Below are 24,963 nucleotides of genomic sequence, written 5' to 3' on the forward strand. Positions count from 1 at the left end.
TTACGGGGCACACAGTGTTTTTGAACGAAGGTCCATGGCTGGTTCATTCGCTGACCCGAAGCACTTCATAGACGTTCTTTTCGTTTCGAAGGGCGGTCATGACTCGGTTCAAGTGCTCGCTGTCTCGAACTTCCACACGGAATCGACAGTAGGCCACGCCTGTACCGGTGCGTTCAATGCGAAAATCATTCACGGTCACATCCAATTGCCCCAGCAGGGTACTCAAGGCTCCCACCGTGGCCCGATCCCCGTCATAGACCACCTTGATATCCACGGGGTAAGTTTGAGCTTCCCCGGTATCCCACTGCACGTCGATGCGACGTTCTTCGTCTCCGGTACCGGCGTTTTTACAGGAAAGCCTGTGAATGGTAACTCCACGGCCTCGTGTGATATAGCCCACGATGGGTTCTCCCGGCAGAGGATTGCAGCACTTGGCCATGCGAAACAACACATCTTCCACCCCTTGAACTCGAATCCCTTCGTCGACCTTGGAAGGTTTTTTCCGTTCCGGTGGTTTTTCTTCCCGAGGCTCTACCAGTTCCGGCTCGGGCAAAGGCAACCGTCCGATAAGCTGCACGGGAGAGAGTTTCTTGTATCCCACGCTGGCCAAAAGATCGTCCACGGTACGCAAGGAAAACTGCCGTGCTGCCTCCAGCAGTTCCGGGGAATTGATATAGTGGTTGAAATTGAGGCCTCTTTTGCGAAATTCTCGTTCGCAGATTTCCCGGCCCATGGCGATGGAGCGATCCCGCTCTTCCGTCTTGATCCAATGGCGAATTCGGCTCCGCGCCTTACTGCTCTTGACGAAATTGAGCCAATCCTTGCTGGGCTTTTGATTGGGGGCCGTGATGATTTCCACCACATCCCCGTTGTTGAGTTCGGATCGCAACGGAACAATCTTTCCGTTGACCCGCGCTCCAACACATCGATGCCCCACTTCCGTGTGAACGGCATAAGCGAAGTCGATGGGAGTGGCACCACGCGGCAGGACCTTCACATCCCCGTCGGGGGAAAACACGTAAACTTCGTCGGGATAAAGATCCAGCTGAAAGCTTTCAAAGAAACTCTTGGGATTTCGCCATCCCTTTTCGGGTTCCAGCAACTGACGCAACCACGAAAACCGTTCCGCTTCTTCACGACCGACACCTTCCAGGGGACGCCCTTCCTTGTAAAGCCAATGCGCGGCGATACCTTCGTTGGCCACACGATCCATTTCTTCGGTTCGAATCTGAACCTCCATGCGTTCCCCGTGCGGCCCAATGACCGTGGTGTGCAAGGACTGGTACATATTGGGTTTGGGTCGAGCGATATAGTCCTTGTAGCGGCCCGGAACAGGTTCCCACAAAGCGTGCACCAGGGCGAGAATTTCGTAACAGGCCGGAACCGAATCCGTGATGATGCGAAAGGCGATGAGATCGTAGATGCGATCCAAGTCCAGGTGTTGGGCGGCCATTTTTCTATAGATGCTGTAAAGGTGTTTCGGACGCCCAAGAACCCGCCCTCTAAGGTTGTTTTCCTTCAGTTTATCCGTAAGAATGCTTCGCACTTCTTCGATGTAGCGACGCCGTTCGATCTCGGTCTTTTGCAGGCGGGTTTGCAGTTCGACATAGGCTTCCGGATACAGGGCGGCAAAAGCCCGATCTTCCAGTTCCACCTTCATCCATTCGATACCCAGACGGCTGGCCAAAGGGGCATAGATTTCCATGGCCTCACGGGCCAAAGTGGCTTTTTCTCCGTTGGAAAATCGATGGATCGCTCGAGTATCATGGAGCACATCGGCCAGTTTGATGAAAATGACCCGCACATCCCTGGTCATGGCCAAAATCATCTTACGGAGATCTTCGGCCTGCTTTTCCTTGCCTTCCTCCAAGCGAAATTGGGACACTCGGTGCACACCGGAAACGATGGCCGCCACATGATCGCCGAAATCATTCTTGAGATCTTCGGCGGATAACATGCCGTCATCTAGAGCGTCATGCAGAAAACATCCGGCGACGGTGTGGTCATCCATCTGAAGGCGAGCCATAAGGGATGCCGTTTCCAGGTAGTGTTCCAGGTAAGGTTCCGAAGGCAATCTGGGTTTACCTCGGTGCATTTTGGCGCACAGGGTATAAGCCCGTCGCATCAAGGCCACGTCCGCTTCTGGAAAATAACGCAACACCTGATCTTCGATCTGAAAATACTGCGTCACCGCCTCTACCGCCTTCACATCCTCACTATCTGTGCCTTCACGATTTCACGACTTCGCGATTGACGACCATACAACTTCACGCCCCTAATTCCCCCGTCATGGCCTGGACTTCACGCAACAGTCGTTCCAGCACCTTTTCTTCGGGAAGCTTTTCCACCAGTTTGCCCTTTTTGAACAAGACGCCGTGCCCTCGGCCCCCTGCAATACCCACATCCGCTTCACGAGCTTCACCCGGTCCGTTGACGACACATCCCATCACCGCCACTTTCAAGGGGGTGGCGATGTGCCGAAGTCGTCGTTCCACCTCAGGCACCACGTCCATGAGTTTCCATTCCGTACGGCCGCAGGTCGGACAGCTGATCACATCCACGCCGCGGTTTCTGAGTCCCAGAGAACGCAAGATCGCGTAAGCGATGGGAAGCTCTTCTTCAGGATCTGCCGTGATGGAGACGCGGATCGTGTCCCCGATGCCTTCCGCCAGGAGCAACCCGATGCCAAGGGCCGATTTCACTGCCCCGAGCACGGGAGGACCCGCTTCGGTGACCCCTACATGGAGCGGCACATCGGATAACTCGGCCAGTCGGCGATACGCTTCCACGGTGGTAAGAACATCGGAAGATTTCAAGGAAACCTTGAAAGCCGTGAGGCCGCATTGGGTAACAAAGTCCATGTGCCTCAAAGCGCTTTCCACCATGGCCTCGGCCGTCGGTCCTCCGTGCCTGGCCAGAAGATCCTTTTCCACCGATCCGCTGTTTACTCCGATACGAATCGACACCCCTCGATCTCGAGCCTCCTCAGCCACCCGCCGCACCTTCTCACGATCTCCAATATTTCCAGGATTGATGCGAAGCCCGTCTGCGCCGGCTCGTAAAGCCCCTAGGGCCAATCGGTAGTCGAAATGGATGTCGGCAATAATGGGAACCGTTACGGCTTTTTTGATACGGCCGAGAGCTTCCACGGCATCCGTATCGGGCACCGCCACTCGAACAATCTCGCAACCCGCTTGGACAAGCCTTTGAATCTGGGCCACGGTGGCGGGAATGTTTCGCGTGTCCGTGTTGGTCATGGACTGAACGACTATAGGAGCGTCCCCACCGATGGGAACATTTCCCACGTGAATTTGCCGCGAGATTCGGCGGCGCTGCAAACCTTTCACTGAATCCTCCTTGCCCGCGTTTGCCGAAGATTGTAACGATCTGGACCGGTTTCAGCAACCGGTGCCATGCCAAAGGCGTTGAGCGCTCATAACTCGAGTCCAGGGACGAAGGAAATGTGTGGGTTCATGCCCTAGGCATCCGGTTCCTGTAGGGCGCACCGGTGTGTGCGCCCCAAAAACCTTCTCCAACCAGGAGTTTTGGGGTGGACACATCGGTCCGCCTCAACAGATGGTGGTTCATGGGGGTGGGTACATCGGTCCGCCCCTACGGGCTTTTCTTCCGCGGGTGGAGATTTGATGACAACTTCCAAGCCAAGGGCCCCGATTCATCAAGCTTCAACTTTCAAGGACCGAAAACCCCTCCTTGCCCTCAACGGCCTTGACTTCTATGGATTCAACCCCCCAACGCTTCTTCCAATAGTCAAGATTGCAACGCCCAGGCCCTACGATTTCACTCACTCGATGTGGCGGACTATGGATGGTGATACGCCTTCCAAGAATCGCCCGTCGGGAAAAGGCTGCATCCACGCGACGCCTCCACACCTGTACCCGCACCAGATAGCCTAAAGCGGGATGGTTTGGACCGGCTAAGACAAGACCCGGAAGACGCAGTGTTTCGGTTGTCTGCAATCCGATGCGTATGATCCCGATCCCATGATCGGTCAAAAGCTCGTAAGCTTGAGCACATCGTGTAACCGCTTCATCCAGCGTGAGCGGTGTGTAGGTTCCTTTTTGAAACCAGCGTTCCAGGACTGTCCCTCGAAGCACCAGGGTAGGATAAAGCCTTACAAAATCCGGTGCGAGACGAAGGGCGCGTTTCAGGGTTCGTTTAAACGAACGGCGGTCTTCGCCCGGAAGACCCACCATGAGTTGGAGTCCCACGGCCCAGCCTTGGGCTCGCACCCGCTGCACCGCTTCGACCACATCACGCACGGTATGGCCTCGACCCGAAGAAACCAGCACCTGGTCATCCAAGCTCTGCGCCCCGATTTCCACCGTGCTCACGGGAAAACGGAAAAGTCGCCTTAAGACATCAACACCCAAAGCATCGGGGCGGGTGGAAAAACGAATTCCAGTAAAAGCGCCTTGTTGAACCCCCAGCGCCGCGTGTTCGAGAAGATCCGAAACAACGCTGCTTTCGATTCGTGTAAAAGTGCCCCCATAAAAGGCGATTTCTCCCGGCTTTTTCTTTTCCAAAGCGCTTCGAACATATTCCCGGATTTCATGGATCACAGCATTCCAAGGCACAGAACCGGGCACGGTGGTAATGGCCTGCTGGTCACAGTACACGCATTGGTGAGGGCACCCCACATGGGGAAGAAAAACGGGATAGATTCGACGAGTCATGGCCCTTTGGCCGCGGCGAGACGAGGAATATCGGTGACAAAGGCATCCAAGGCTTCCCGAGCATCCCACGGACCGGACACACCGTTCATGATGACTGTCACGGCATAGGCTTTGCCGGTAAGATCTCCAATATAACCGCTAAAACCCACCACATCCCGTAAAGTGCCTGTCTTACCCCGAACCGTGTATTGCGAGGAGCAGCTCTTCATGCGCTTGCGCAAGGTTCCTTCCTCACCAGAACGGGCAAAGGAGGCAAGGAATTCCGGCCCCACATCCCAGTCCCGATGCGCGGCTGTAAGTACTGTGTTGAACGCGGCCGCACTGACCCGCGTGGTGCGCGTCAAACCCGATCCCGAGTCCAGAGTCATCTCCACAGCAGGAACACCCAGCTCGAGCAGGACATCTTCCACGGCACGGCATCCTTTGGTCAATGAACCTGGAGGTCCGTAGACATGAGCCCCCAGAACGCGCAAAATCATTTCCGCCATAAAGTTGTTGCTGTAGCGGTTCAATCCGTAAAGCACGTCGCTTAGTGGAGGAGATTCCAGCCGATAGAGGAGGAAAGCTTGAGGCGGCAGTGGTCTGGGACCCGCGTCTGTACCTTGAATCTGAATACCGGCATCTTTAAGGGCTCGACGAAAGGTGAGTGCGGCAAAGCGTTGAGGATCCTGAATATTCATGCGGTATTCCGCGGGCAGGAAAGCTTCCCCGGGTTTTTTGCCATGGACTCGAAAGACCTCACGGCCATCATCCCCGATCCCCAGGGATGTCAGTCCGACCCAGGGATTCTTGGCCTGATTCTGCCATTCCTGGCGAAACGCCACATAGTCCGTCGGAGGAAAGGTTCGAATGTCCTTGGCCGTCACCTCGTCTCCTCCGGGAAGGATTTCCACGTTCACCGTATTGTTGTTGACGGCCGTTGCTGAAATCACGGGGTTATGAGGGCGATCGCACTTGTTGTCCAGGCACAGGTGTTCGTAAGGAGGATTAAAGGCTGAATCATCCACATAAATGCCGCCCATAACCTTTTCGATACCCTGGGATCGCACTTTCTGGCCCAGAACCCAAACCCTTTCAGGAACAAGAAAAGGATCCCCGTATCCTTTGATCCACAGGTTTCCGGAAAGCACACCTTGAACCGGTTTTCGATCCGCCCACACTTCCGTGCGGAACTGAAAATCCGGACCCAATTTTTTGAGAGCGGCGTAACTGGTGAGAAGCTTCATGAGCGAAGCCGGAACCAGGGGCTTATGGGCCTGGAATTCCCAGAGAACGGATCCGGAGGGTAACGCTGTCACCTGAACGCTGAGATCTCCACATGAGGCTTGCATATTTCGCAGATGTTCAGACCATGTGGACGGCTTGGTTCGCTGTGCGGGTTTCTTTTCCGGCTTAGCCCCATCGGCCGGACTCACGGGCAGGACCGTCACGGCACAAAAAAACCAAAACCCCAACCATCCCCAGAAATTTTTTCGTGTTTTTCGAAGACTCATGCTCCGTTACATACCTTCTGCCTGCGATTGTTGCACAAGTTGATCCAAGGCATTCCAGAACCCAGGAAATGATTTGGAAACCGTCGAAGCTCCGCGAATTATCGTTCCCGGAACCCTGAGACCCAGCACCGCAAAGGCCATGGCAATACGATGATCGTTGTAGGTGTCGATGGCATCACCCCGCTGAGGAGGCCCCTCGATACGTAAACCGTCCGGCTTCTGTTCCACACGAACCCCTAGGCGTTGGAGTTCCGTGGCCACGGCGTCCAGTCGGTCAGATTCCTTAAGGCGCAAGTGAGCCACATTCCTGATGGTGCACGGTCCGTCCGCGAAAGCGCACAGAACCGCCAAAGTCGGGACCATATCCGGCATGGCGTTCATGTCCACCTGCACAGCCCGAAGACGCTGCGGCCCCTGAACTCGTACACCTCGATCTTCCCACCGAATCGTACAGCCCATGGTACGCAGCACATCCAAAAAGCGACAATCCCCTTGAACAGCGTTCGGGTTGAGAGGGTACGTGAGCACGTCACCTTGCGTCAAGGCGGAAGACGCCCAAAAATAGGAAGCCGACGAACAATCCCCTTCCACTTCCATCCGAAACCCCTTCAAGCGCTGCGGTGCCGGGACACAAATAGCCCTCGGTGCTTCCTGATGAAATTCCAGACCCACTTCCGCCATCATGGACAAGGTGATGGTCACATAGGGAAAGGAGGCCACAGGATCTTTCCAACGCACAAGGACAGGCCCTCGAGCCTGGGTCGCCGCAAGGAGCACGGAAGAGAGATACTGACTGCTTTCGGAGGCATCCACTAAGGTTTCGCCACCTGAGAGCCCTCGTCCATGGATGCGCAAAGGTGGGCATGATCCTTGGCCCAGAAAATGGATCTCGGCACCTAAAGGTCGCAGAGCTTCCGCCAAAGGACCTACAGGACGTTGCCGAAGCCGAGGAGATCCATCAAAGACAAAAGTCCCTTTTCCGACAGCTGCAAGGCCCATAAGAAGACGAAGACTTGTGCCACTGTTGCCCAAGGGGATGGGTTCGGTGTTGGAAATCCAGCGATAAGAAGCAGGAGAGACGCGAATTCTGGTTCCTTCCCAATGAATGCCGACCCCAAAGCGTCGCAAGGCTTCTGCCGTGATACGGGTGTCTTCCGCTTCCAAGGCGTTTTCAATGATACTTTCCCCTTCGGCCAATGCCGCCAAGATAAGGGCTCGATGGGTGACCGACTTGGATCCGGGCACGGCGACATTTCCTTGAACTCGAAAAACACATGGAATTTTTCTTATATCGGACGCTTCACTCATGAGCAATTCTTCCTTACTGATGTCGAACCGCCCTTCGCAGCGCCTGCCTCATGACCGCTTCCGGCGCCGGACGGTTCAACCACCAGCTCAACTGTTCCATGCCTTGATAGAGCAACATCTCTAGGCCGTCCACAATACGGGCTTCAGCCGCTTTGGCTTGTCTCAAAAACGGGGTTTCCAAAGGGACATAGACAATATCCATGACCACCATGTGCGGGGTGAAAAATCCTTCAGGAATTTGAAAGCCGTATGGATTGCCGGACATACCGGCGCTTGTGGTCTGAACCACCACTTGGGGCTGTACTTGGTCGAGGTGGCTCAAAGGCACCCAAGAACATTGAAACTCGGCTGCCAACTCATGAGCTCGACTTTCCGTACGGTTCGCGATGATCACATGAGCGCCGCTTTGGATCAGCCCGTACACCACACCACGAGCCGCCCCACCCGCACCAAGCACCAGGGCCGATACACCTCGAAGAGGGAGCAGACGTTCCAAAGCCCGCACGGCTCCTACCCAATCCGTGTTTCGTCCTTCCCAACCCGACTCGGTGCGCCGTAGTGTATTGACAGCCCCGATAGCTTGCGCTGCCGGGTCCAGTCGAACACACCAACTCAAGGCTTCCTGTTTGAAAGGCACCGTGACACTGAGCCCTCGACACCCCAAACCTTCCAAAACAGGCAAGGCTTGGGAAAGCGTGTCGGCTTCAAACGCCAGGTAATAGGCCTTGATCCCAAGCAACTCAAAAGCGGCTTGCATCATGGCGGGGCTGAGGCTATGGCGTGCCGGACGGCCGATAACCCCGAAAAGATCGTGCTGGACCGATCGCACCCCCTGGCTTGTTCCACTCTCCACGTCAGCCTCCAAACCTCGCCCGCTCCACATCAAACCGAATAGGACTCATGGGATTGGCTTTGGGATAAGAACCCAAGACCTTAAGAAAGGTTGTCCGTTCCGAAGCTTGCTTCAACGCCGCCCGGACGGTTTCTTCTTCTTCATGCCCCGCGATGTCGGCAAAAAAGAGATACTGCCACGGGTGCATGCGGTTAGGACGGGATTCGATGCGTGTCATGTTGAGGCCGTATTGGGTGAAGGATTCCAGCACCTTGTAAAGAGCCCCCGGTCTATCGGCCACGGCGAAAAGAAGAGAAGTCTTGTCATCGCCTGTAGGCGCGTTGTCTTTAAGACCTAGCACGATAAAGCGTGTGGTGTTTCCCGGATGATCCTCGATGCGTTCGGCCAAGACATGAAGTCCGTGGTTTTCCGCAGCCTTGGTGTTGCAAATGGCAGCCGATTGCGGGTCTGCCGCTGCGGACTGGGCGGCTCGTGCCGTGGATGCGCATTCAAAGATTTCCACCCTTCGAAGATTATCCGACAACCATCGACGACATTGGCCTACGGCGTGCGGATGTGCGTAGACTTTGCGGATCGAGTCCAAACCATGAGCTGTAGAACACAGGCAATGGGCAACTTCCAAGTAACATTCGCCCACCACCCGCACGGGCCTCTCGTACAAAAGATCCATGGTTTGGCCGATACCGCCTTCCAGAGAATTTTCAATGGGAACCAGAGCCACATGGACGAGCTGCTTACACAAGGCATCAAACACATCGAGAAGCGTGGCTTGAGGGACATAATGCGCCGTGTGTCCGAAAACCGAAATGGCCGCCAGGTGAGAATAGGTCCAGTGGGGACCGAGAAAAGCCACTTTGAGCGGCTGCTGCAGGGTTCTGGAAGCTGCCAGAATCTCGCGATAGATGGCCCGCACCGATGCATCGCTCAAAGGCCCAGAGTTCTTCTCAACCAAACGTTTACACACCGCTTCCTCACGGCCTGGATCAAAGGTGTCCAGCCCCAGTTGAGCCTTGATTTTTCCCACTTCTTGCACAAGGCGCATGCGTCGGTTGAGAAGTTCCAGGATGCGCCCATCCAGTTCATCGATTTCTTGTCGGTATGCGGATAAGGGATGCTCTTTCATCACCGCTCCATAATCGTTTCCGAAACCGGCAGTCCAAAGTGACGGGCTTCGGGAGCCAAGGCCACGAGAATGCGTTGACCGACCTGCAACTGCGTGACGGACACGCCGTCGCCGTTTGGGACGGTTAGGCGGATGGTTTCCGCATTTTGTAAAAGAAGACTTCCCGAACGTTCTCCGTGGACCGCTTCCACCAACAACAAAGGGCGCCTTTCGATCTTAGATCGGCCCACTACGGCTTCCATGGCGGCTCCAGACGGGTTCACCACAAGCACCTGATCCCCGGCTTCCAGTTCACACAGATAACGAGTGCGACCTTCGGGTACCTTGACGTAAGCGTGAACAGCTCCGGCATTGATACGAAAGGGCCGAGGCGCCACATAGGGATTTGGGCGGGTTTCCGCCTGTACATGGAACAGAAAGCCGGCGCTGTTTCCCACCAGTGCGCCTTGACCGTCGTGCATCATGAGGCTGGTGTCCAAACACACGCGATCCCCCAAACCCACGGGCCTTACGGAAACAATTTCCGCTTCGACCAAAACTTCCGGAGGCACGGCGGCATGCACTCTCGCCGCCCATTTTTTTAAAGCAGCCGTGTTCGGAGCTTTCAAAACAACTCCGGAAACCCCTTTTTCCAGAATACCCAAAGCCATCTCCAAACGGCTTTCCGAGTCCACCGCCACCAGCAGACGACCTGCCCGCGCCACGAGGTTTTCCAATGGAATGATTTCCCAGTCGGCATGCATCACCACAACGGGAAAACCCTGGGCCAAAAGCCGAGCCGCGCTGTGTTCGTCTTCCGGAGTACGCACATGGACCAGGTGCACATCACGACCCGGCACCCAATCCCCATCGGCACTGATCACCACAAGGCGCCCCAGTTCATGAATCTTTTCGGCCAGTCCTTCGGGAGCGATCACCCCGAGGACGCCCGACTCCAGCGCCGCCCTCACCATGTCCTTGTCCCAATGGTCCAAATGCAGCCAGACTTCCTTCACTGCCTCTTCTCCCATTTAATGAGAGCCCTGAAAGCTTGTCCGACATCGACCAAGATCGTCGCATCGAAGGGCGTTTCCGGGTAGGGGCCAGGCGCCGTCTCGCCCCTACAGTCCTGAAACCGGGCTATTCCCCGGGAGCGCAGGCGTTCCGTGCGCACATGGAACGGGCCAGGGCTCTGCGGCCCCAAGAGAATCAACCTCGTGCCTCATTTGTCGGACAGCCTTCCAACCAGAAACAAAAAAAGGCCGGGGGCTGAACCCCCGGCCTTGGTTTCGCTTCACTTCTGGAACTCGCAACCTCTTCAGGGTTCAGCCCACACTTTTCCCCCAAAAAAGTACGCGCCATAAAACTGTTCGCTTCTTATGTTCATAGAGCTGACCCTTTTCAACATAGGTTTGAACCCTTGTAAAAACACCAGCCTTTCCTGTCAAGCGGTATCTCACCGATCCGATGCTTTCGGGCTGGAGGAATTCCCTCGTGCGCTTCAAACATGAAGCAGTTTCAAGCCGCTCTGGGGGTCTTTTTTACGAACGGCATAGCTGCCGACGATTTCCAAAAGGATCACTTCGCCCACAAGCCATACGCTCATCCCCGCCCGCGTGCACCCTACGGACGCTCCGCCTTCACGCCCGGAAGCGCCATGCAAATGGAGCACAGGATTTCCCTCTTCATCCGGAAACAATGTGCCGACACCCAAAATTTCTTGAATCCCGGCCAGGGTGTGAACCAGAGGCACGATTTCTTCGCCTAGCCCGGCTTTCGGACCCACAACCATACGGCTGCCGTCATCGACGCCCCCCAGCAAGATGGCCATGGCCCTCTGCACACCTTTTTCCCGGGCAAATTTTTCGATCACATCAGGAATCCGCTCCCCGGACTCCAAACGGATGACAAAAATGCGTCCCAGCCGCCCTTCCTCATAGCGCATTTCGACCTCCGCAATGTGTCTTCACAGACAATTTTCTTAACGAGCCATTTTTCGATCTCGATCTGTCACGAGCCTTCCATTAACACAGCAGATGTCGATTAGCCAGTCGCACTCGGCGCAGGCCGGCTCGGTGTGCGGCTTCCAGACACGCTTCGGCTTCCACTCGTGACGTGGTAGGAAAATCGTTGAGAACAAACTGAGGGGCAAATCCCAGAAGCGCATAGGGTATATCGGGATTAAGGCCCGCGATGAATCGAGCGATGCGTGAGACTTCGGCTTCACCCACATAGCCGGGCACAAGGAGTGTGCTGGCGATGAGTAAAGGGGGATCGGGACGCAAAGGGACCCATTGGGAGAGTTTAGCGAAATTTTCCAGCACTTGTCGGTTGTCTGATCCGCATAAAGCCCAGTGAATGTTGGGGTCCCAGGCTTTAAGGTCCACTTTGACACAGCCGCCGGATTCCAAGGATATCTGCGCCATGGAACGCAGCCAGCTGGCATGCATGCTTCCGTTGGTTTCCCAACATACCCGCAGGATGCGTCCCGATCGAGCTTTGACGGCTTCTCGAGCAAAGCGCAGCGCAAACGGCAACTGAGGCACCGGATCGCCTCCGAAAAAGCAAATGCAGGAGGTTCGTTCCGTTACGGCCGAAAGCATCTCTTCAACGGCCAACCAGGGCCTATCCTGGCATGTATTCCTTTTAAACGTCCAGTTTTGGCAATAGAGGCAATTAAAATTGCAGGCTTCAAAAAAGACAGCCAGATTGTAGCAGCCCACTTCCGGTCCTTTGGCCGTGCTAAACCGGGGATAACCCACCCCTGTGCCCCCGGCACATACCCAATCCGCCACGCAGTTTGTAGGAAGAGGATCATGGTAGTAAGAAACGGAAGCCATAAGACGCCCATCACGGCGCATACTTTCCATGTCCCCTGTGCGAATGCCGCAATAGCCCGCTTCACTCGGCGCCATGCGGCATCGATGGTGACATAGGCGGCATTCGACTCCAATGCGAGCTTTAGGGACTTCCTCAGGCAAGTGAAAACGAAGGCGCGATTTCCGATGTACGGCTTCCACCACAGGTCGCGCTCGATCCCAATCATGGACGATGCAACGGACGCACACGCCGATCCCGGAACCCGCTCCATCCACGTGCTGACCACAGATGCTGCAACGAAACCCTCGCAATCCGCCGGTCAACCAATGCAGCCCCACGGCTTTTCCCTCCTGGCATTCAAGTGTGTCTCGTGTCTTTGAGTACCCCAGAGGGATCCCTGTCCTGTAGAGATTTCCGTGTTCCGCATCCTTTTCCCTTCATGTTTTCCGTGAACAGGAAAAAAGATTTCCCATGACACGGAAATTCCTCCCTCGCTGCGTGCTTTGCCTTCTTTGGGAGTCTAGCCCACGAGTTCAAAGGCCGACAAGGGCGGCGCTCTCTTTTGCACCATGCGTCACACCCAGGCCGCCTTGGAAAGCCAAGAGGTAAAAGGGGCGGACACGGGAGTCCGTCCCTACAAGCCTTCGTGATGCCAGTTGGCCTAGGAGGCTAGCTTATCCCCAGGGCTGGAGGCCATAGGCAGATGCATGGCTCCGTCCCCATAACGTCTTGGCACCATTCCCAAACAAAGCCACTATCCCGGCAGGGTAAATTCACACAGAAACGGCAAAACCCTGTAGGGGCGCACCGGCGTGTGCACCCCTAAGCCGGCTCGCGCCGCCGTGTTTTGGGGCGGACACGTGGGTCCGCCCCTACAAACCTTCGGGATGCCCCATGGCCTACGGGGCAGGCTCAACCCCAAGGGTGGACATGATGGGCGGACACATGGGTCCGCCCCGACGGGACCTTGGTCATGGCCGAAACTTTGCCCCATGTCCAGAAACCCTTACGCACGATCCTAACAGATACGCGGTAAAGGTTCCCCTCGCAGCATATCCAGAATGCGGTTGCCACCGATTCGGGTTTGGAGCACTACACGGCCGGGATGGTCTTCAATGACTTCACCGATCAAAGCCGCTTTTCGCCCAAGGGGATGGCTTCGCATGGTTTGCAGAGCCTTTTCGGCTTCTTCTCGAGGAAGCACCACTAAAACCTTCCCTTCGTTGGCCATGTAAAGTGGGTCCAGTCCTAAAATTTCACAGGCTCCTGCCACATCTTCTTCAATGGGCAGGGCTTCCTCAAAAAGACGAATTCCCACCCGGGATTGACGTGCAATTTCGTTCAGTGTGGTCGCCACACCACCCCTTGTGGGGTCCCGGAACACGTGTACCTGAGGACACCGGCTCAAAACAGCGGCTGTGAGAGTGTGCAGCGCTGCAGAATCGCTTCTTATGTCCCCTTCCATGGAGAGGCCCTCTCGCGTGCAGAGGATAGCCGTTCCGTGATCGCCGATGGTTCCATTGATGAGCACCATGTCTCCGGGCCTTGCATTTTGACCCTGGACAGAGACACCCGGAGCCACGATGCCCACCCCTGAGGTTGTGATAAAAATCTTGTCCCCTTTTCCTTTGGGCACAACCTTGGTATCTCCAGCGACAACAGCTACTCCGGCATCTCGAGCCGCTTCGGCCATGGATTGCACGATGGTTTCCAGAAGTAAGATTTCAAGCCCTTCTTCTAAAATGAAAGCGGCTGTTAGATAGATCGGTTGAGCACCGCTCATGGCCAAATCGTTGATCGTTCCATGAACGGCCAAAGACCCGATGTTTCCGCCTGGGAAAATGATGGGATCAACGACGTAGGCATCAGTGGTAAAAGCCAGTCGATGTCCCGGAACATGCATCACAGCGCTGTCGTTCATGGCGTCCAGGTAAGGATTGCTCAAAAACCGGGCAAACACATGTTGCACCAGTTCGTGGGTCGCTCGACCTCCACTGCCATGATCCAACAACACGTGCGTTTCCTTCACGCGTTCTTCCTCTCTCGATCTCATTTGGTTCAGTGTTAAGCTCGCTGAAGCGTCTTTCCACCAGGTAAGTTTTTGCCTCAGTATTTTTCCTCTTCCTCAAGATTGGGCCCGTCGTAAGCATATTTGAAATAGGCACCGCATGTGCCTTCACTGGATACCATACACGGTCCCTTGGGGCTCTGCGGCGTGCACACCTTTCGAAACAAAGGACATTGTGGTGGTGAAAGAACGCCACGCAGCACATCGCCGCATCGACACCCTGGATCTTCTCGCGAGTCCAGTTGTGGTACTTGGAATTTTTGGGTGGCATCAAAGCGGACCCATTCGTCCCGAAAAGCCAGGCCGGAAAGAGGAATGCGCCCGAGACCACGCCAAACGGCATCCGCAGGACGAAACACTTGTGCCATGAGTCTCTGAGCGGCCACATTTCCTTCCCAGGTGACGCCGCGTCGGTACTGAATTTCGACACGAGCTGTACCGGAAAATCGCTGTTGGATCAGCATCCAGAGGCCATGCAGAATGTCCAGGGGCTCAAACCCCGTGATCACACAAGGCATATGGTAACGGGCAGCCAGGGCTTCATAAGCTTTCGCGCCAATGACCGTTGTCACATGGCCGGGGCAGAGAAACCCGTCCAGGCGAAGGTCTCCGGACGATAAAAGGGCTTCCATGGCGGGTGGAAGAACCTTGTGTACCGAAAAGACAGAAAAATTCTTAAGTCCCAAGCGTTCCGCGTGGGTCACGGCCGCCGCGACGGTGGGAGCCGTCGTCTCAAAGCCGATCCCGATGAAGACCACTTCTTTGTCATGGTTTTCCTGAGCCAGCTCCACAGCATCCATGGCGCTGTAAACCATGCGCACATCCGCTCCTTGAGCCCTTTCCTGGGCTAACGAAGCGCGGGATCCGGGAACTCGAAGCAAGTCTCCAAAGGTGGCCACCAGGACGTGGGGCTGGGAAGCGAACCAGATGGCTTTATCAATGTCTTCGGAAGCCGTCACACACACAGGGCAGCCGGGACCACTGATCAGTTCCAACGAGGAAGGTAAAAGGGGGCGCAGCCCGGATCGAAAAACGGCCACTGTATGTGTGCCGCAGATTTCCATAAAACGCATAGGCGCTCGTCCTGAGCACTGCTTTTTAAGCTTCGTCAAGATTCTTCGGGCTAATCCACCATCTCGAAATTCATCCATGTACTTAAGCGACATTGGTTGCCTCACGCCACGCGAACTGTTTTTAGAAACCATCCCCACAGGTGCCTTCCGGAACGTTCAAGTCCCATTTTGCCGCCAGGCACCGCCCGATGTAAACTTGTCCTAGGGAAATACAAGCGTCATTGGGCGGCACCTGCTCATGCACCAGAACATGCCAACCGCTTTTCTGTAACCGGCGCTGAAGGTTGGTGTGTACGAAAACATTTTGAAAAACACCGCCGCTCAGCGCCACCGTGCGCAAACCCGTTTCATGGGAAAGTTCTTCCAAGAGCTTTTCGATTGCCACCACGAGCCCTCTGTGAAATCGACAGGCAACCACACTCGATGGCACGTGTTGCTGAAGATCCTCAGCGACTTGCGCGATGAGGGGACGACTGTCAAGTACCCAAAGTCCATCCTCTTCGTATAACGCTGCATCGTAGGTATTAGAGTCTTCCTGAATGGATTGTTCCAATTCCACGGCTGCTTGACCTTCATAACTAATTCGATCCCGTACACCACACAAAGACGCGATCACATCAAAAAGACGCCCACAGGAAGAGGTGAGAGGGGTATTGATTTTGCGCTGAAGCATTCGCAGCACAAGACGCCGTTCCTTTTCAGGCCAACGTTCTGTAAAGAAAGCATAGCGTTCTTCCACGGAATCGCCTGCCAAAATCCATAGGGCTCCTAGAGCCGTTCGCCAAGGTTCTTTAACGGCCCGATCCCCTCCAGGCAGTGGAAGATGATAAAAACGCCCCAATCGACGCCAGGTTTCTTGATGAACATAAAGAAACTCACCACCCCATATCGTTCCATCGGGCCCATAGCCTGTCCCATCCAAAGCCACTCCCAACACAGGACCGTCAAATTGTTTTTCCGCCAGTACCGAAGCGATATGAGCGTGATGGTGTTGGACCGCGATCCGATAGGGACGATCCTCTTGCGGTGTTTTTATGCCACGATTCTCAGCGTTCCAATACGGACAGGGGTCCGCGTGGGTTTCAGCCCATTGGGTGCTAAGGTAATCGGGATGAAGATCATGAACAATCCATGTGGGGCGAACATCCAAAATTTTCTGCAGATGCTCGATCGTATTTTCAAAGGCTCGAAGAGTTTCCAGGTTTTCCAGATCACCGATATGTTGACTGAGAAAAGCGTCTTGGTCGCGAGTGAGGCACACGGTGTTTTTCAATTCGGAACCTGTTCCCAAGACCACGGGTCCGGAACGCGAAAGCCGTACCGGCACGGGCACATAGCCTCGTGCACGCCGAATCGGCATCATGCCGCCGGGAAGCATTCGCACGACCGAATCGTCACAACGGATGTAGATGTCGCGATTATGCATGAGAAAAACATCGGCGATACCTCGAAGGCGAGCTCGAGCTTCATCATTTTCTGTAACTATAGGCTCATCACTTTGATTGCCGCTGGTCATGACCAAAGCGTCGTAGGAAGATTCCTCAAAGAGCAACACATGCAGCGGTGTGTAGGGAAGAAAGGCTCCCAGGTAAGCATTCCCCGGAGCGACCGACGGGGCCATTCCGACGGCCAAAGACGAGGAATCGGACCGTTTGCGTAGCAGCACAATGGGCCGTTCTTTGGAAATCAGAAGTCGCTCTTCCTCCGGAGTGACGAAGCATACCGACTCAACGGCCTTCAGGTTTTTAAACATGACGGCAAAGGGTTTCTCTTCGCGAATCTTTCGGTGCCGTAATCGAGAGACCGCCGCTTCGTCCTTGGCTAAAACGGCCAGGTGAAATCCTCCCAAACCCTTGACGGCAACAATGTATCCCCTTTCGAGAAAATGCACGGCTTGGCGGACGGCATGATCCCTTTCGGCCAAAACTCGCCCTTGGTTGTCTTCCAGCCAAACCTGAGGTCCGCATTGAGGGCAGGCATTGGGTTGGGCATGGAAGCGCCGGTTGGAAGGATCCTCGTATTCGGCACGGCACGCGTCACACATGAGAAACCCAGCCATGGTGGTTTTGTGCCTATCGTAAGGAATGTCCTGAATAATCGTATACCGCGGGCCGCAGTTGGTGCAGTTGATAAAAGGATAATGATAACGCCGGTCTTGAGGGTCCAGCAGTTCCCGCAAGCAGTCCGGGCATATGGCCGTATCGGGCGAAATCAGGGCCGTGCGCAGGCTGGAGTTCTCACTGGAGATGATGTGAAATCCGGCAAGACCTTCACAGGGCTTGTCGTGCACCGTGACGGATCGAATAGAGGCAAGCGGCGGGGCTTCCTGATGCAAGCTTTTTAGGAAACCTTCCACCGCTTCTCCAGGACCTTCCAGTTCGATTTCTACGCCCGTGGCATCGTTTCGAACCCATCCGTTCAAGCCCCACTGATGCGCCGTCTGGAACACAAAGGGGCGGAATCCCACCCCTTGGACGATCCCTTCCACGCGAATGCCGACCCGGCGAAACACACGGGACTGCACCATCAAGGCAGGTTTTTTTTCTCCTGAATTTGGGCTTCCAGCCATGCCGTCCACGCTTCTAAACCTTCTCCCGTGCGGCAGGAAATATCAAAGATGTGCTGCAAGGGGTTGAGTTCTTTGGCTCTTTGGTGAATGACATCGAGGTCACAGTCCAGGTAGGGCAAAAGATCGATCTTATTCACCAAAAGAACCGACGAAATCTGGAACATGAGAGGGTATTTGGCGGGTTTGTCATCCCCTTCGGCCACACTCAAAATGGTCACCTTGTGGTGTTCTCCAAGATTGAATTCCGCGGGGCAGACAAGATTGCCCACATTTTCAATGACGAGCAGATCCACGAAATCCAACTGTAGACTTTCCAAAGCGATGCGAACCATGTTGCTGTCCAGGTGACAGGCTCCATCGGTGTTGATCTGGACCGCCTGCACCCCTTTGCGCTGCAAGCGCTCCGCGTCTAACGAAGACTGAATGTCGCCTTCGATAACCGCAATGGTGTAACGGCCTTGCAAGGCTTCAGCCGTGCGTTCCAGCACGGAGGTCTTGCCGGCCCCGGGGGAACTCATGAGATTTAGGACGAGAATCTTTTTCTCATCAAAGATTTTTCGATTTTCCTGGGCGAGTCGTTCATTGACTTCCAAAATATTTCGAACCACGGGAACTTTTATTTCCACCATGGATTTCATGCTCCTTCGTTTTTGCTGCGCCCTTCGATGGACATGACCGTCATTTCGCGACCGCTGATCAAAGAAAGCCCTGAAACCACGGGGCCGCATCGAGGGCACATATCCAAACGATCTTCCATCTCATAAAGATCCCCACACAAAGGACAACGCACAACCACCGGAACCGTTTCGATGTCCAGCACGGCCCTTTCGGCGGGTGTGCCCTGGGCCACCACTTGAAAACAAAAAGTCAAAGCTTCCGGCACGACGGCCGCCAAGGCTCCAACCTGTAAATGGATACGATCCACCGTTTCCATGTGGTGGCGTCGGCATTCATCGAGAACAATGTCGAGAACACTTTGAGCAATGGCCATTTCGTGCACGCGCTGGATCCTTTTTGAACACGCCGACTTTGCAAAGACAGGTACCGTGAGCGCTAAAACCTTTCCTTGAAACGTAGGGCACTTAACATAGGGCAGAAACAGGGTCAAGTTTGGCGGTTGTCGAAAAGACAACTTGGGGCAGGCACATCGATACGCCCTACGGCGTGAAAGTGCCATTTTTATATGCTGGTACAGCTGCACATGGCTGACTTCATATGCAAAGCGGAGAAAACCACATGAAGATGGTCTGGCAAAGCCTTTTCCACCTCGACCATGTTCAGGGAGGGATCGACTAGGAGTGCATCAGCCATGGCAGCCCACTTTGTGTGACCCCAAAAAAACATGACAAAGCTAAGCCGATAACCTACTTGTCTTGCGGCCAGGCCTCGACCGATTCCTTTTCTCAAAAGCTTCTCTAAAAAACCAACCGTCTGTGAATGGGACAGGGAATGGCCTTCTTTCGGCAACGCCATCGTCCATCCTATTAAACCGTAGGGCGCATGGAGCGAAGCGAAATGCGCCGTACAAACCACGCCGACCAAAATACACCTTACCAACCACGCCATATGAACCACGCCATACCAACTACACCATACAAACTAGCCCACACAAACTACACCTTACAACTTCCACCGCAACGAATCACCACCCCAACCGACCCACCGGAATCCCCCAATTCAGGGTGCGCTCATTGTATCATGTTTTAAGGCACAAGGTGATTGGGTGGCGATTGGGGGATACGGTGGTGAGGGAGTGGTCTTGGCGAATGACGCGCCATATTTCATGGTAGCGGATTACGGAGTTGCCTTTAAAGATGACCAATTACGGCTTTGTCTTGAATGATGGCCAATTTGGGCGTTGCCTTTAAAGATGACGGATTACGGCTTCGCTTTTAATGATGGCGCATTGCGCCTTCGCCTTCATGCGCCCTACGGGATGTGGGTGGGTCATGGGGTGGTGATGGCGGATTCCGCTTCGCTTCATCCGCCCTACGCGTTAGCCGATCTTGATAGCGGCATCCAGGGGTGGTAGAGTTCCAAAAAAACTCGCCGAAAGAGGGAGCTGGGCGCATGAACTTTGCCGAATCATCTCTGAGCGAAAGGCAAGTGAAGGATTGGATCGCGCAAAGCGTGGAACACCTTTTTCGAGAAAAGCTGGATGAGCTTCTCTCGGAAAGGCTCACCGCGTTTGTCAAGGAAAACGAACAGCGCGCTCGGGAACTTTCCCTGATGGAAAGGGTGGTTCGAGTCGAGGAAGAGCTGCGGGCCCTGAAGGAAATCCAGATTGTTCATTTTCAGGCTTCGGAAAAGCGCTTTGAAGCCATGGACAAGCGCTTTGAGTCGCTGCAGCGTGAAATGATCGCCCGGTTTGAGGCTGTCGATAAGCGTTTTGAAGCCATGGATAAGCGCTTTGAGTCGCTGCAGCGTGAAATGATCGCCCGGTTTGAGGCTGTCGATAAGCGTTTTGAAGCCACGGATAAGCGTTTTGAGGCCATGCAACGTGAAACCAATGCTCGTTTTGAGGCTATGGACAAGCGGTTCTTCCAGCTTCAATGGACCATTGGCTTGGGTTTCGGCCTTATGGCAGCGCTCATGGGGACGCTGCGATTTTTAGGGTAAGCGGCAGCGGATTCCGGTTCGTTGTGTATGGCGGGCCTATGACGTGCGATTTTGCTTCGCTGTGTATGACCGCGGATTTCGCTTCGCTCCATCCGCTGCGCGTGGATGATCTCGGGATGGCGGATTTCGCTTCGCTCCATCCGCCCTACAATGGTATCCCCCACCATCAAACTCAACCCCATACCTCGTAGGGCGCATGAAGCGAAGCGTAATGCACCATCCGTTCCACCCAACCCCTTAGCCACCCTCTCGACCCAACCCGTAGGGTACATGAAGCAAAGCTGTGGCTGACCCCATGCGCTCCATCTTCTACGCTTCTTCGAAAGACAAGGCCGGTGAGCTTTTCCTGGAATTCAAAACACAGTGGGAAAAAGATCTACCCTCCGCCGTCGCCTGTTTGGAAAAGGGCCTGGAATCCTGCCTGACTTTCTTCAACTTTCCTGAAGAAGAATGGATTTCGCTGAGAACGACCAACATCATCGAAAGGCTCAACAAGGAATTTCGATGGAGAACAAGACCCATGGAGATCCTGGCAGGAGAACGGTCCTGCTACACTCTGCTTGCTTTCATTGCCTTAAAAATGGAAGTCCACTGGAGCTCTAACCCTCTGGAAAAAGTACGAAAAAACTTGCAATATGGCAACGGCTCGAAGGCAGAAATTTTACACAAAATGCTTGACACTACCCGGAAAACTCTAGAAGGGCACACAAGCATGGCCCCCAAGGCCAGATGGTCAGATTTTGACTTGGCCTTGGGAAGGGAAGATATTCGTGCTAATGTGATCGAGGTTTGAAAACAGGGGCCAGGATTCGCCCAATCCTTGTCACCGAAAAAATTCAGGCACACGCCTATGAAAGATCAATCCCAACGCATCCGCCTTCAAGCCATCGCCCTTTCTTTGACTCTTAGCTGCCTTTTGATGGCTTTCAAGTTCTACATCTATTCTTTGACCCATTCAGCAGCTGTACTCTCCGATGCTTTGGAATCCATCGTGAATGTCATTGCCGGCGCTTTCGCCCTTTGGAGTATCCACCTTGCCGCAAAACCTCCTGATCCCGAACACCCTTACGGCCATGGCAAAGTGGAATATTTTTCCGCAGGATTTGAAGGGGCTTTAATCGTGGTTGCCGCTGCAGGGATCTTCTGGAGCGCATGGCAACAAATCAGTCGGCCGCATCCTTTGCCCAACCTGGACATGGGCCTGTGGTTGGTTCTCAGCACAAGCGGTATCAACGGGGCCCTTGGCGTCATTCTTGTGACCATAGGACGACGCACCCACTCCCTGGCGTTGGTCGCCGACGGCAAGCACGTCATGACGGATGCTCTTTCTTCCATCGCCGTCGTTATCGGTCTCGTTCTGGTCAAACTCACAGGCTATTACTGGATCGACGGTGCCGTCGCCGCTCTGGTTGGTTTGCATATTCTTGCTTCCGGACGATCGCTCCTCAGAGAATCCTTCGCCGGCCTTATGGACGCCTCAGATCCTCTTCTGCTCAAAGAAATCTCAGAACTTCTCAGTCAGCATCGAAAAACCATCTGGATCGACATCCACAAACTGCGTGCGTGGCGTTCCGGTCGTCATCTCTACGTGGATTTTCATCTTATTCTGCCCCGCTATCTTCCCTTGGTGGACGCTCATAGGGAAGTGGCGGAACTGGAAGAACTGTTTCGCACTCATTTCAAGGGGGCCGCCGAAGTTTTTGTGCACGTGGATCCTTGCCGGGATCCCAACTGTCCCATATGCAACATGCCCCAATGCACCCAGCGAAGCCACCCCAAGTCCCTAGCCACCTTTTGGAACCAAGGCCATCTCACCGAACGCGACCGAAATGGAGAGAAGACCGACTCCGATTTTTGACCGATCTCAAAAACTTTGCCACAAGACGGCGCCTTTGGTAAAAAAGCAAACAAACGCTTTGATACTCGTAGACTCATGCGTGCACCACCGTATGGCATCACGCCTGAGAGATTTGCTTTTTCGAAAAATTGAATGGAGTCCTTTGCCGTCTTTTGAAATGTGAGAAGGTAAGTAGGAAGGAGAAAGGTGAGAACGAAACCCTGCGTTATGATGGCGGCCCTGATGTTTTCTGTGCTCGGAATTATCTCGAGCCTTGAAGCGGTGGAACTGGGAATCGTGACGGGTAGTCCCAAAGGGACCTATTATCAGATCGGCATGAATCTTCAGGAACTGATGCGCCATCAGGGCATCGAGTTAAAAGTCCACGAGTCCAAAGGATCTGTGGATAATATCTACGCCGTCTTCAAGCGCTCTGACGTGCAGTTGGGCATCGTCCAGTCCGATGTGCTAGCCTTTGTGGCCAAGGTGCAGACCAATCCGACCCTAAAGCGTATGGCTCAAAAGCTTAAGATTGTCTTCCCTCTTTATGATGAGGAGATCCATCTTGTCGGCCGAAAAGACATAGCCGACTTTGATGCCCTGCAAGGGAAAAGAGTGGCCGTCGGGGAAGAGGGTAGCGGCACTTATCTTACTGCAAAACTCCTTCTTGAAGTTTCTCAGATCAAGCCGGCAAATACGGTGCCCGTGGGAATGGAAGAAGCGTTGCAGAAGATTAAAGAAGGTTCCTTAGACGCCATGTTCTGCGTCGCAGGGTATCCTGTGAAGTTCTTCGCCGAAGATGTCACCATCGCCGATAATTTAAAACTTATCCCTATCGAAAACAAAACTGTGTTGCAATTTTATCCTCAAACGACCATTCCTGGAGGTACTTACAGTTGGCAGCCAGAAGCGGTCCGCACGGTGACCGTGAAGGCGGCGCTCATCACCTTTGATTACCGTGCCGCGTTATGTGAAGATATAGGTCGTTTTGCCCGCATTCTAGGCGAGAACCTGGATTGGCTGATGAAAAACGGCCACCCTAAGTGGCGCCAGGTGGATCTGAGTTCTCAAATCAAAGGATGGGAACAGTCCGATTGTGTCCGTAGGGCTCCGGCAAGCCTCAAGCCCACGGAGATCCAAAAGCCCCGAGAAAGGAATCCGGTTCTCGAGGCCATCAAGGGATTACTTTAAGGATCCCTCCAAAGGGGCTGAGCGATGCGTGATGACTTCAGGCCCTCGCCCTCACCCCTGTTTCATCAATGCGAAAGGATCTCCCCAAGGTCAAGGAAGAGCCGCTATAAAGGGCGTTCTGCGCCTAGGCGCAATGTGGCTTAGGGCTCAAGTTTCAAAAACATTTCCGGCACGAAGTCCTTCAGCTTTGGCAAATTCGGCGGCACTCACCTTCCCGGTTTCTTTGCTCTGAACCTTTTTCACGAGCAGAAGCCCCAAGCCCGTCTGCACGGTCAAGCCGTCTTCTGTCACTTCCAGGATTTCTCCGGGCAGGTGCCTAGGCTTTTCCCACACCGAAGCCGGTTGAGGAGCCGCTTCGAGAATGTTCAAAGCTTTGCCTTGCCAACGCGTGCCGGCTCCCGGCACCGGAAAAGCGCCTCGAATAAGATTGTAAATGTTTTCTACTCCCTGGCGCCAATCGATCTGCGTGTGTTCCGGCTTAAGGGCCGGCTGAAAGGAGGCCAAACGAGGATCTTGGGGAATTCTGGGCGCTTTCCCTTCCCGAATGAGGCGTACAGCCTTCGGAACCAATTTCACTCCCAAAGGATAAAGCTTGTTAAAATAGAGACTGGCCGTGGTGTCATCCGAAGCGATCGGAACGGATTCCTGAAGCACGATATCCCCTGTATCCACGCCGTCGTCAATGTAATGGATGGTCACACCTGTTTGGAGCTCCCCATGAATGATCGCCCAAGCAATGGCACTGCCGCCTCGATATTTGGGAAGCAATGAGGGATGGTAGTTAATGCCTCCAAGGGAGGCGGCTTCGATGACATCCTTGCCCATGTATTGCGTTACAAAGACGAGAACAAACAAATCCGGTTTCTTGTCCCGAACCCACTCCAGAACATCCTGCCCTTTGAGGGTCCGCGGCTGCAACAGCGGAAGCCCTCGTTCCACGGCCAATTCTTTGAATGGGTTCGGCTTCTTGGCTCCCGGCACATCGGGGATTGTCATGGCTCCCACGACGTCCTCTCCTTGATCCAACAATGCCTGCAAGCAGTCGCGCCCAAAAGGGGCCTGTCCAATGACAATCAGTCGCATACGCTCCCTCCCCATCATCACCATGTCTCCACAAGGTCTTCATCCCACAACGCCGATGACGGATCGGCCGAAATTCCGGGACAACTTCTTGCTGACATGGACAAGGCATGGAGCCTCAGGAAACGAGTGCGAAACCGTGAAAAAGGAGCGCAGAATGTTCAGAAGGAGGCACCGAACCATAGGGACCGTCACTCGGCGGTGTTTGAACCATAGCAACGGCCCAGAAAAGGCGCAAGAAAAATGACCTTCCTGG

The 24,963-nt window shown here is 54.4% G+C and carries 21 protein-coding genes; 4 read left to right on the forward strand and 17 right to left on the reverse strand.

All coding sequences use genetic code 11. From position 1 onward, the window contains the following. Window positions 1–43: 43 nt before the first annotated feature. From WHS46_05960 to WHS46_06035, 16 genes are all read right to left on the reverse strand, one after another. Window positions 44–2,191: a bifunctional (p)ppGpp synthetase/guanosine-3',5'-bis(diphosphate) 3'-pyrophosphohydrolase gene (locus WHS46_05960; GenBank protein MEJ5348214.1), complete on the reverse strand. Its 2,148-nt coding sequence runs from the start codon at window positions 2,189–2,191 to the stop codon at window positions 44–46. Window positions 2,192–2,267: 76 nt separating this feature from the next. After that, the gene (ispG, locus tag WHS46_05965; GenBank protein MEJ5348215.1) at window positions 2,268–3,347 is read right to left on the reverse strand and encodes a flavodoxin-dependent (E)-4-hydroxy-3-methylbut-2-enyl-diphosphate synthase; all 1,080 of its coding nucleotides are present in this window, start codon (window positions 3,345–3,347) and stop codon (window positions 2,268–2,270) included. Between the two features lie 336 nt (window positions 3,348–3,683). Then, window positions 3,684–4,694: a radical SAM protein gene (locus tag WHS46_05970; GenBank protein ID MEJ5348216.1), complete on the reverse strand. Its 1,011-nt coding sequence runs from the start codon at window positions 4,692–4,694 to the stop codon at window positions 3,684–3,686. Then, entirely contained in the window at window positions 4,691–6,187 is a 1,497-nt protein-coding gene (gene dacB, locus WHS46_05975) for a D-alanyl-D-alanine carboxypeptidase/D-alanyl-D-alanine-endopeptidase (GenBank protein ID MEJ5348217.1), read from the reverse strand. The genes WHS46_05970 and dacB overlap by 4 nt, the downstream gene beginning before the upstream one ends. Before the next feature lie 6 nt (window positions 6,188–6,193). Beyond that, a complete protein-coding gene (aroA, locus tag WHS46_05980) occupies window positions 6,194–7,495 on the reverse strand; it encodes a 3-phosphoshikimate 1-carboxyvinyltransferase (protein ID MEJ5348218.1) in 1,302 nt (433 codons plus the stop codon). 13 nt (window positions 7,496–7,508) lie between these two features. Next, entirely contained in the window at window positions 7,509–8,348 is an 840-nt protein-coding gene (gene aroE, locus WHS46_05985; GenBank protein ID MEJ5348219.1) for a shikimate dehydrogenase, read from the reverse strand. Window position 8,349: 1 nt separating this feature from the next. Further along, window positions 8,350–9,471 (reverse strand): prephenate dehydratase, encoded by a 1,122-nt coding sequence (pheA, locus tag WHS46_05990; GenBank protein MEJ5348220.1) that lies wholly within the window; start codon window positions 9,469–9,471, stop codon window positions 8,350–8,352. Next, the gene (locus WHS46_05995) at window positions 9,471–10,481 is read right to left on the reverse strand and encodes a 3-dehydroquinate synthase II (protein MEJ5348221.1); all 1,011 of its coding nucleotides are present in this window, start codon (window positions 10,479–10,481) and stop codon (window positions 9,471–9,473) included. Before WHS46_05995 ends, pheA begins: the two co-directional genes overlap by 1 nt. A 470-nt stretch (window positions 10,482–10,951) precedes the next feature. Then, window positions 10,952–11,395, reverse strand: coding sequence for a DUF296 domain-containing protein (locus WHS46_06000; protein ID MEJ5348222.1), 444 nt, complete (start codon window positions 11,393–11,395; stop codon window positions 10,952–10,954). Between the two features lie 79 nt (window positions 11,396–11,474). Next, on the reverse strand, window positions 11,475–12,608 hold the full coding sequence (locus WHS46_06005; protein ID MEJ5348223.1) for a radical SAM protein: 1,134 nt from the start codon (window positions 12,606–12,608) through the stop codon (window positions 11,475–11,477). 680 nt (window positions 12,609–13,288) lie between these two features. After that, window positions 13,289–14,299, reverse strand: a complete 1,011-nt coding sequence (gene hypE / locus WHS46_06010) for a hydrogenase expression/formation protein HypE (GenBank protein MEJ5348224.1) — start codon at window positions 14,297–14,299, stop codon at window positions 13,289–13,291. A gap of 77 nt (window positions 14,300–14,376) precedes the next feature. Continuing rightward, window positions 14,377–15,543, reverse strand: a complete 1,167-nt coding sequence (gene hypD, locus WHS46_06015) for a hydrogenase formation protein HypD (GenBank protein ID MEJ5348225.1) — start codon at window positions 15,541–15,543, stop codon at window positions 14,377–14,379. Further along, window positions 15,533–17,938 (reverse strand): carbamoyltransferase HypF, encoded by a 2,406-nt coding sequence (gene hypF / locus WHS46_06020; protein ID MEJ5348226.1) that lies wholly within the window; start codon window positions 17,936–17,938, stop codon window positions 15,533–15,535. Before hypF ends, hypD begins: the two co-directional genes overlap by 11 nt. Then, window positions 17,938–18,609, reverse strand: a complete 672-nt coding sequence (gene hypB, locus WHS46_06025) for a hydrogenase nickel incorporation protein HypB (GenBank protein MEJ5348227.1) — start codon at window positions 18,607–18,609, stop codon at window positions 17,938–17,940. The genes hypF and hypB overlap by 1 nt, the downstream gene beginning before the upstream one ends. A gap of 5 nt (window positions 18,610–18,614) precedes the next feature. After that, on the reverse strand, window positions 18,615–18,971 hold the full coding sequence (locus WHS46_06030; protein MEJ5348228.1) for a hydrogenase maturation nickel metallochaperone HypA: 357 nt from the start codon (window positions 18,969–18,971) through the stop codon (window positions 18,615–18,617). Between the two features lie 188 nt (window positions 18,972–19,159). Continuing rightward, window positions 19,160–19,546 (reverse strand): hypothetical protein, encoded by a 387-nt coding sequence (locus WHS46_06035; GenBank protein MEJ5348229.1) that lies wholly within the window; start codon window positions 19,544–19,546, stop codon window positions 19,160–19,162. A gap of 504 nt (window positions 19,547–20,050) precedes the next feature. On the opposite strand from WHS46_06035, the gene WHS46_06040 reads away from it, so the two are divergent. From WHS46_06040 to WHS46_06055, 4 genes are all read left to right on the forward strand, one after another. Then, entirely contained in the window at window positions 20,051–20,599 is a 549-nt protein-coding gene (locus tag WHS46_06040) for a hypothetical protein (protein MEJ5348230.1), read from the forward strand. A gap of 283 nt (window positions 20,600–20,882) precedes the next feature. Then, window positions 20,883–21,392: a transposase gene (locus tag WHS46_06045; protein MEJ5348231.1), complete on the forward strand. Its 510-nt coding sequence runs from the start codon at window positions 20,883–20,885 to the stop codon at window positions 21,390–21,392. Between the two features lie 57 nt (window positions 21,393–21,449). Next, a complete protein-coding gene (locus WHS46_06050) occupies window positions 21,450–22,457 on the forward strand; it encodes a cation diffusion facilitator family transporter (GenBank protein MEJ5348232.1) in 1,008 nt (335 codons plus the stop codon). A 186-nt stretch (window positions 22,458–22,643) separates the two neighbouring features. After that, entirely contained in the window at window positions 22,644–23,627 is a 984-nt protein-coding gene (locus WHS46_06055; protein ID MEJ5348233.1) for a TAXI family TRAP transporter solute-binding subunit, read from the forward strand. Window positions 23,628–23,774: 147 nt separating this feature from the next. Here the strand turns inward: WHS46_06055 and WHS46_06060 are convergent, their stop codons facing one another. Then, window positions 23,775–24,734 (reverse strand): methionyl-tRNA formyltransferase, encoded by a 960-nt coding sequence (locus tag WHS46_06060; GenBank protein ID MEJ5348234.1) that lies wholly within the window; start codon window positions 24,732–24,734, stop codon window positions 23,775–23,777. Between the last annotated feature and the right edge of the window lie 229 nt (window positions 24,735–24,963).

This window comes from Desulfosoma sp. (assembly GCA_037481875.1).
GTDB lineage: Bacteria > Desulfobacterota > Syntrophobacteria > Syntrophobacterales > DSM-9756 > Desulfosoma.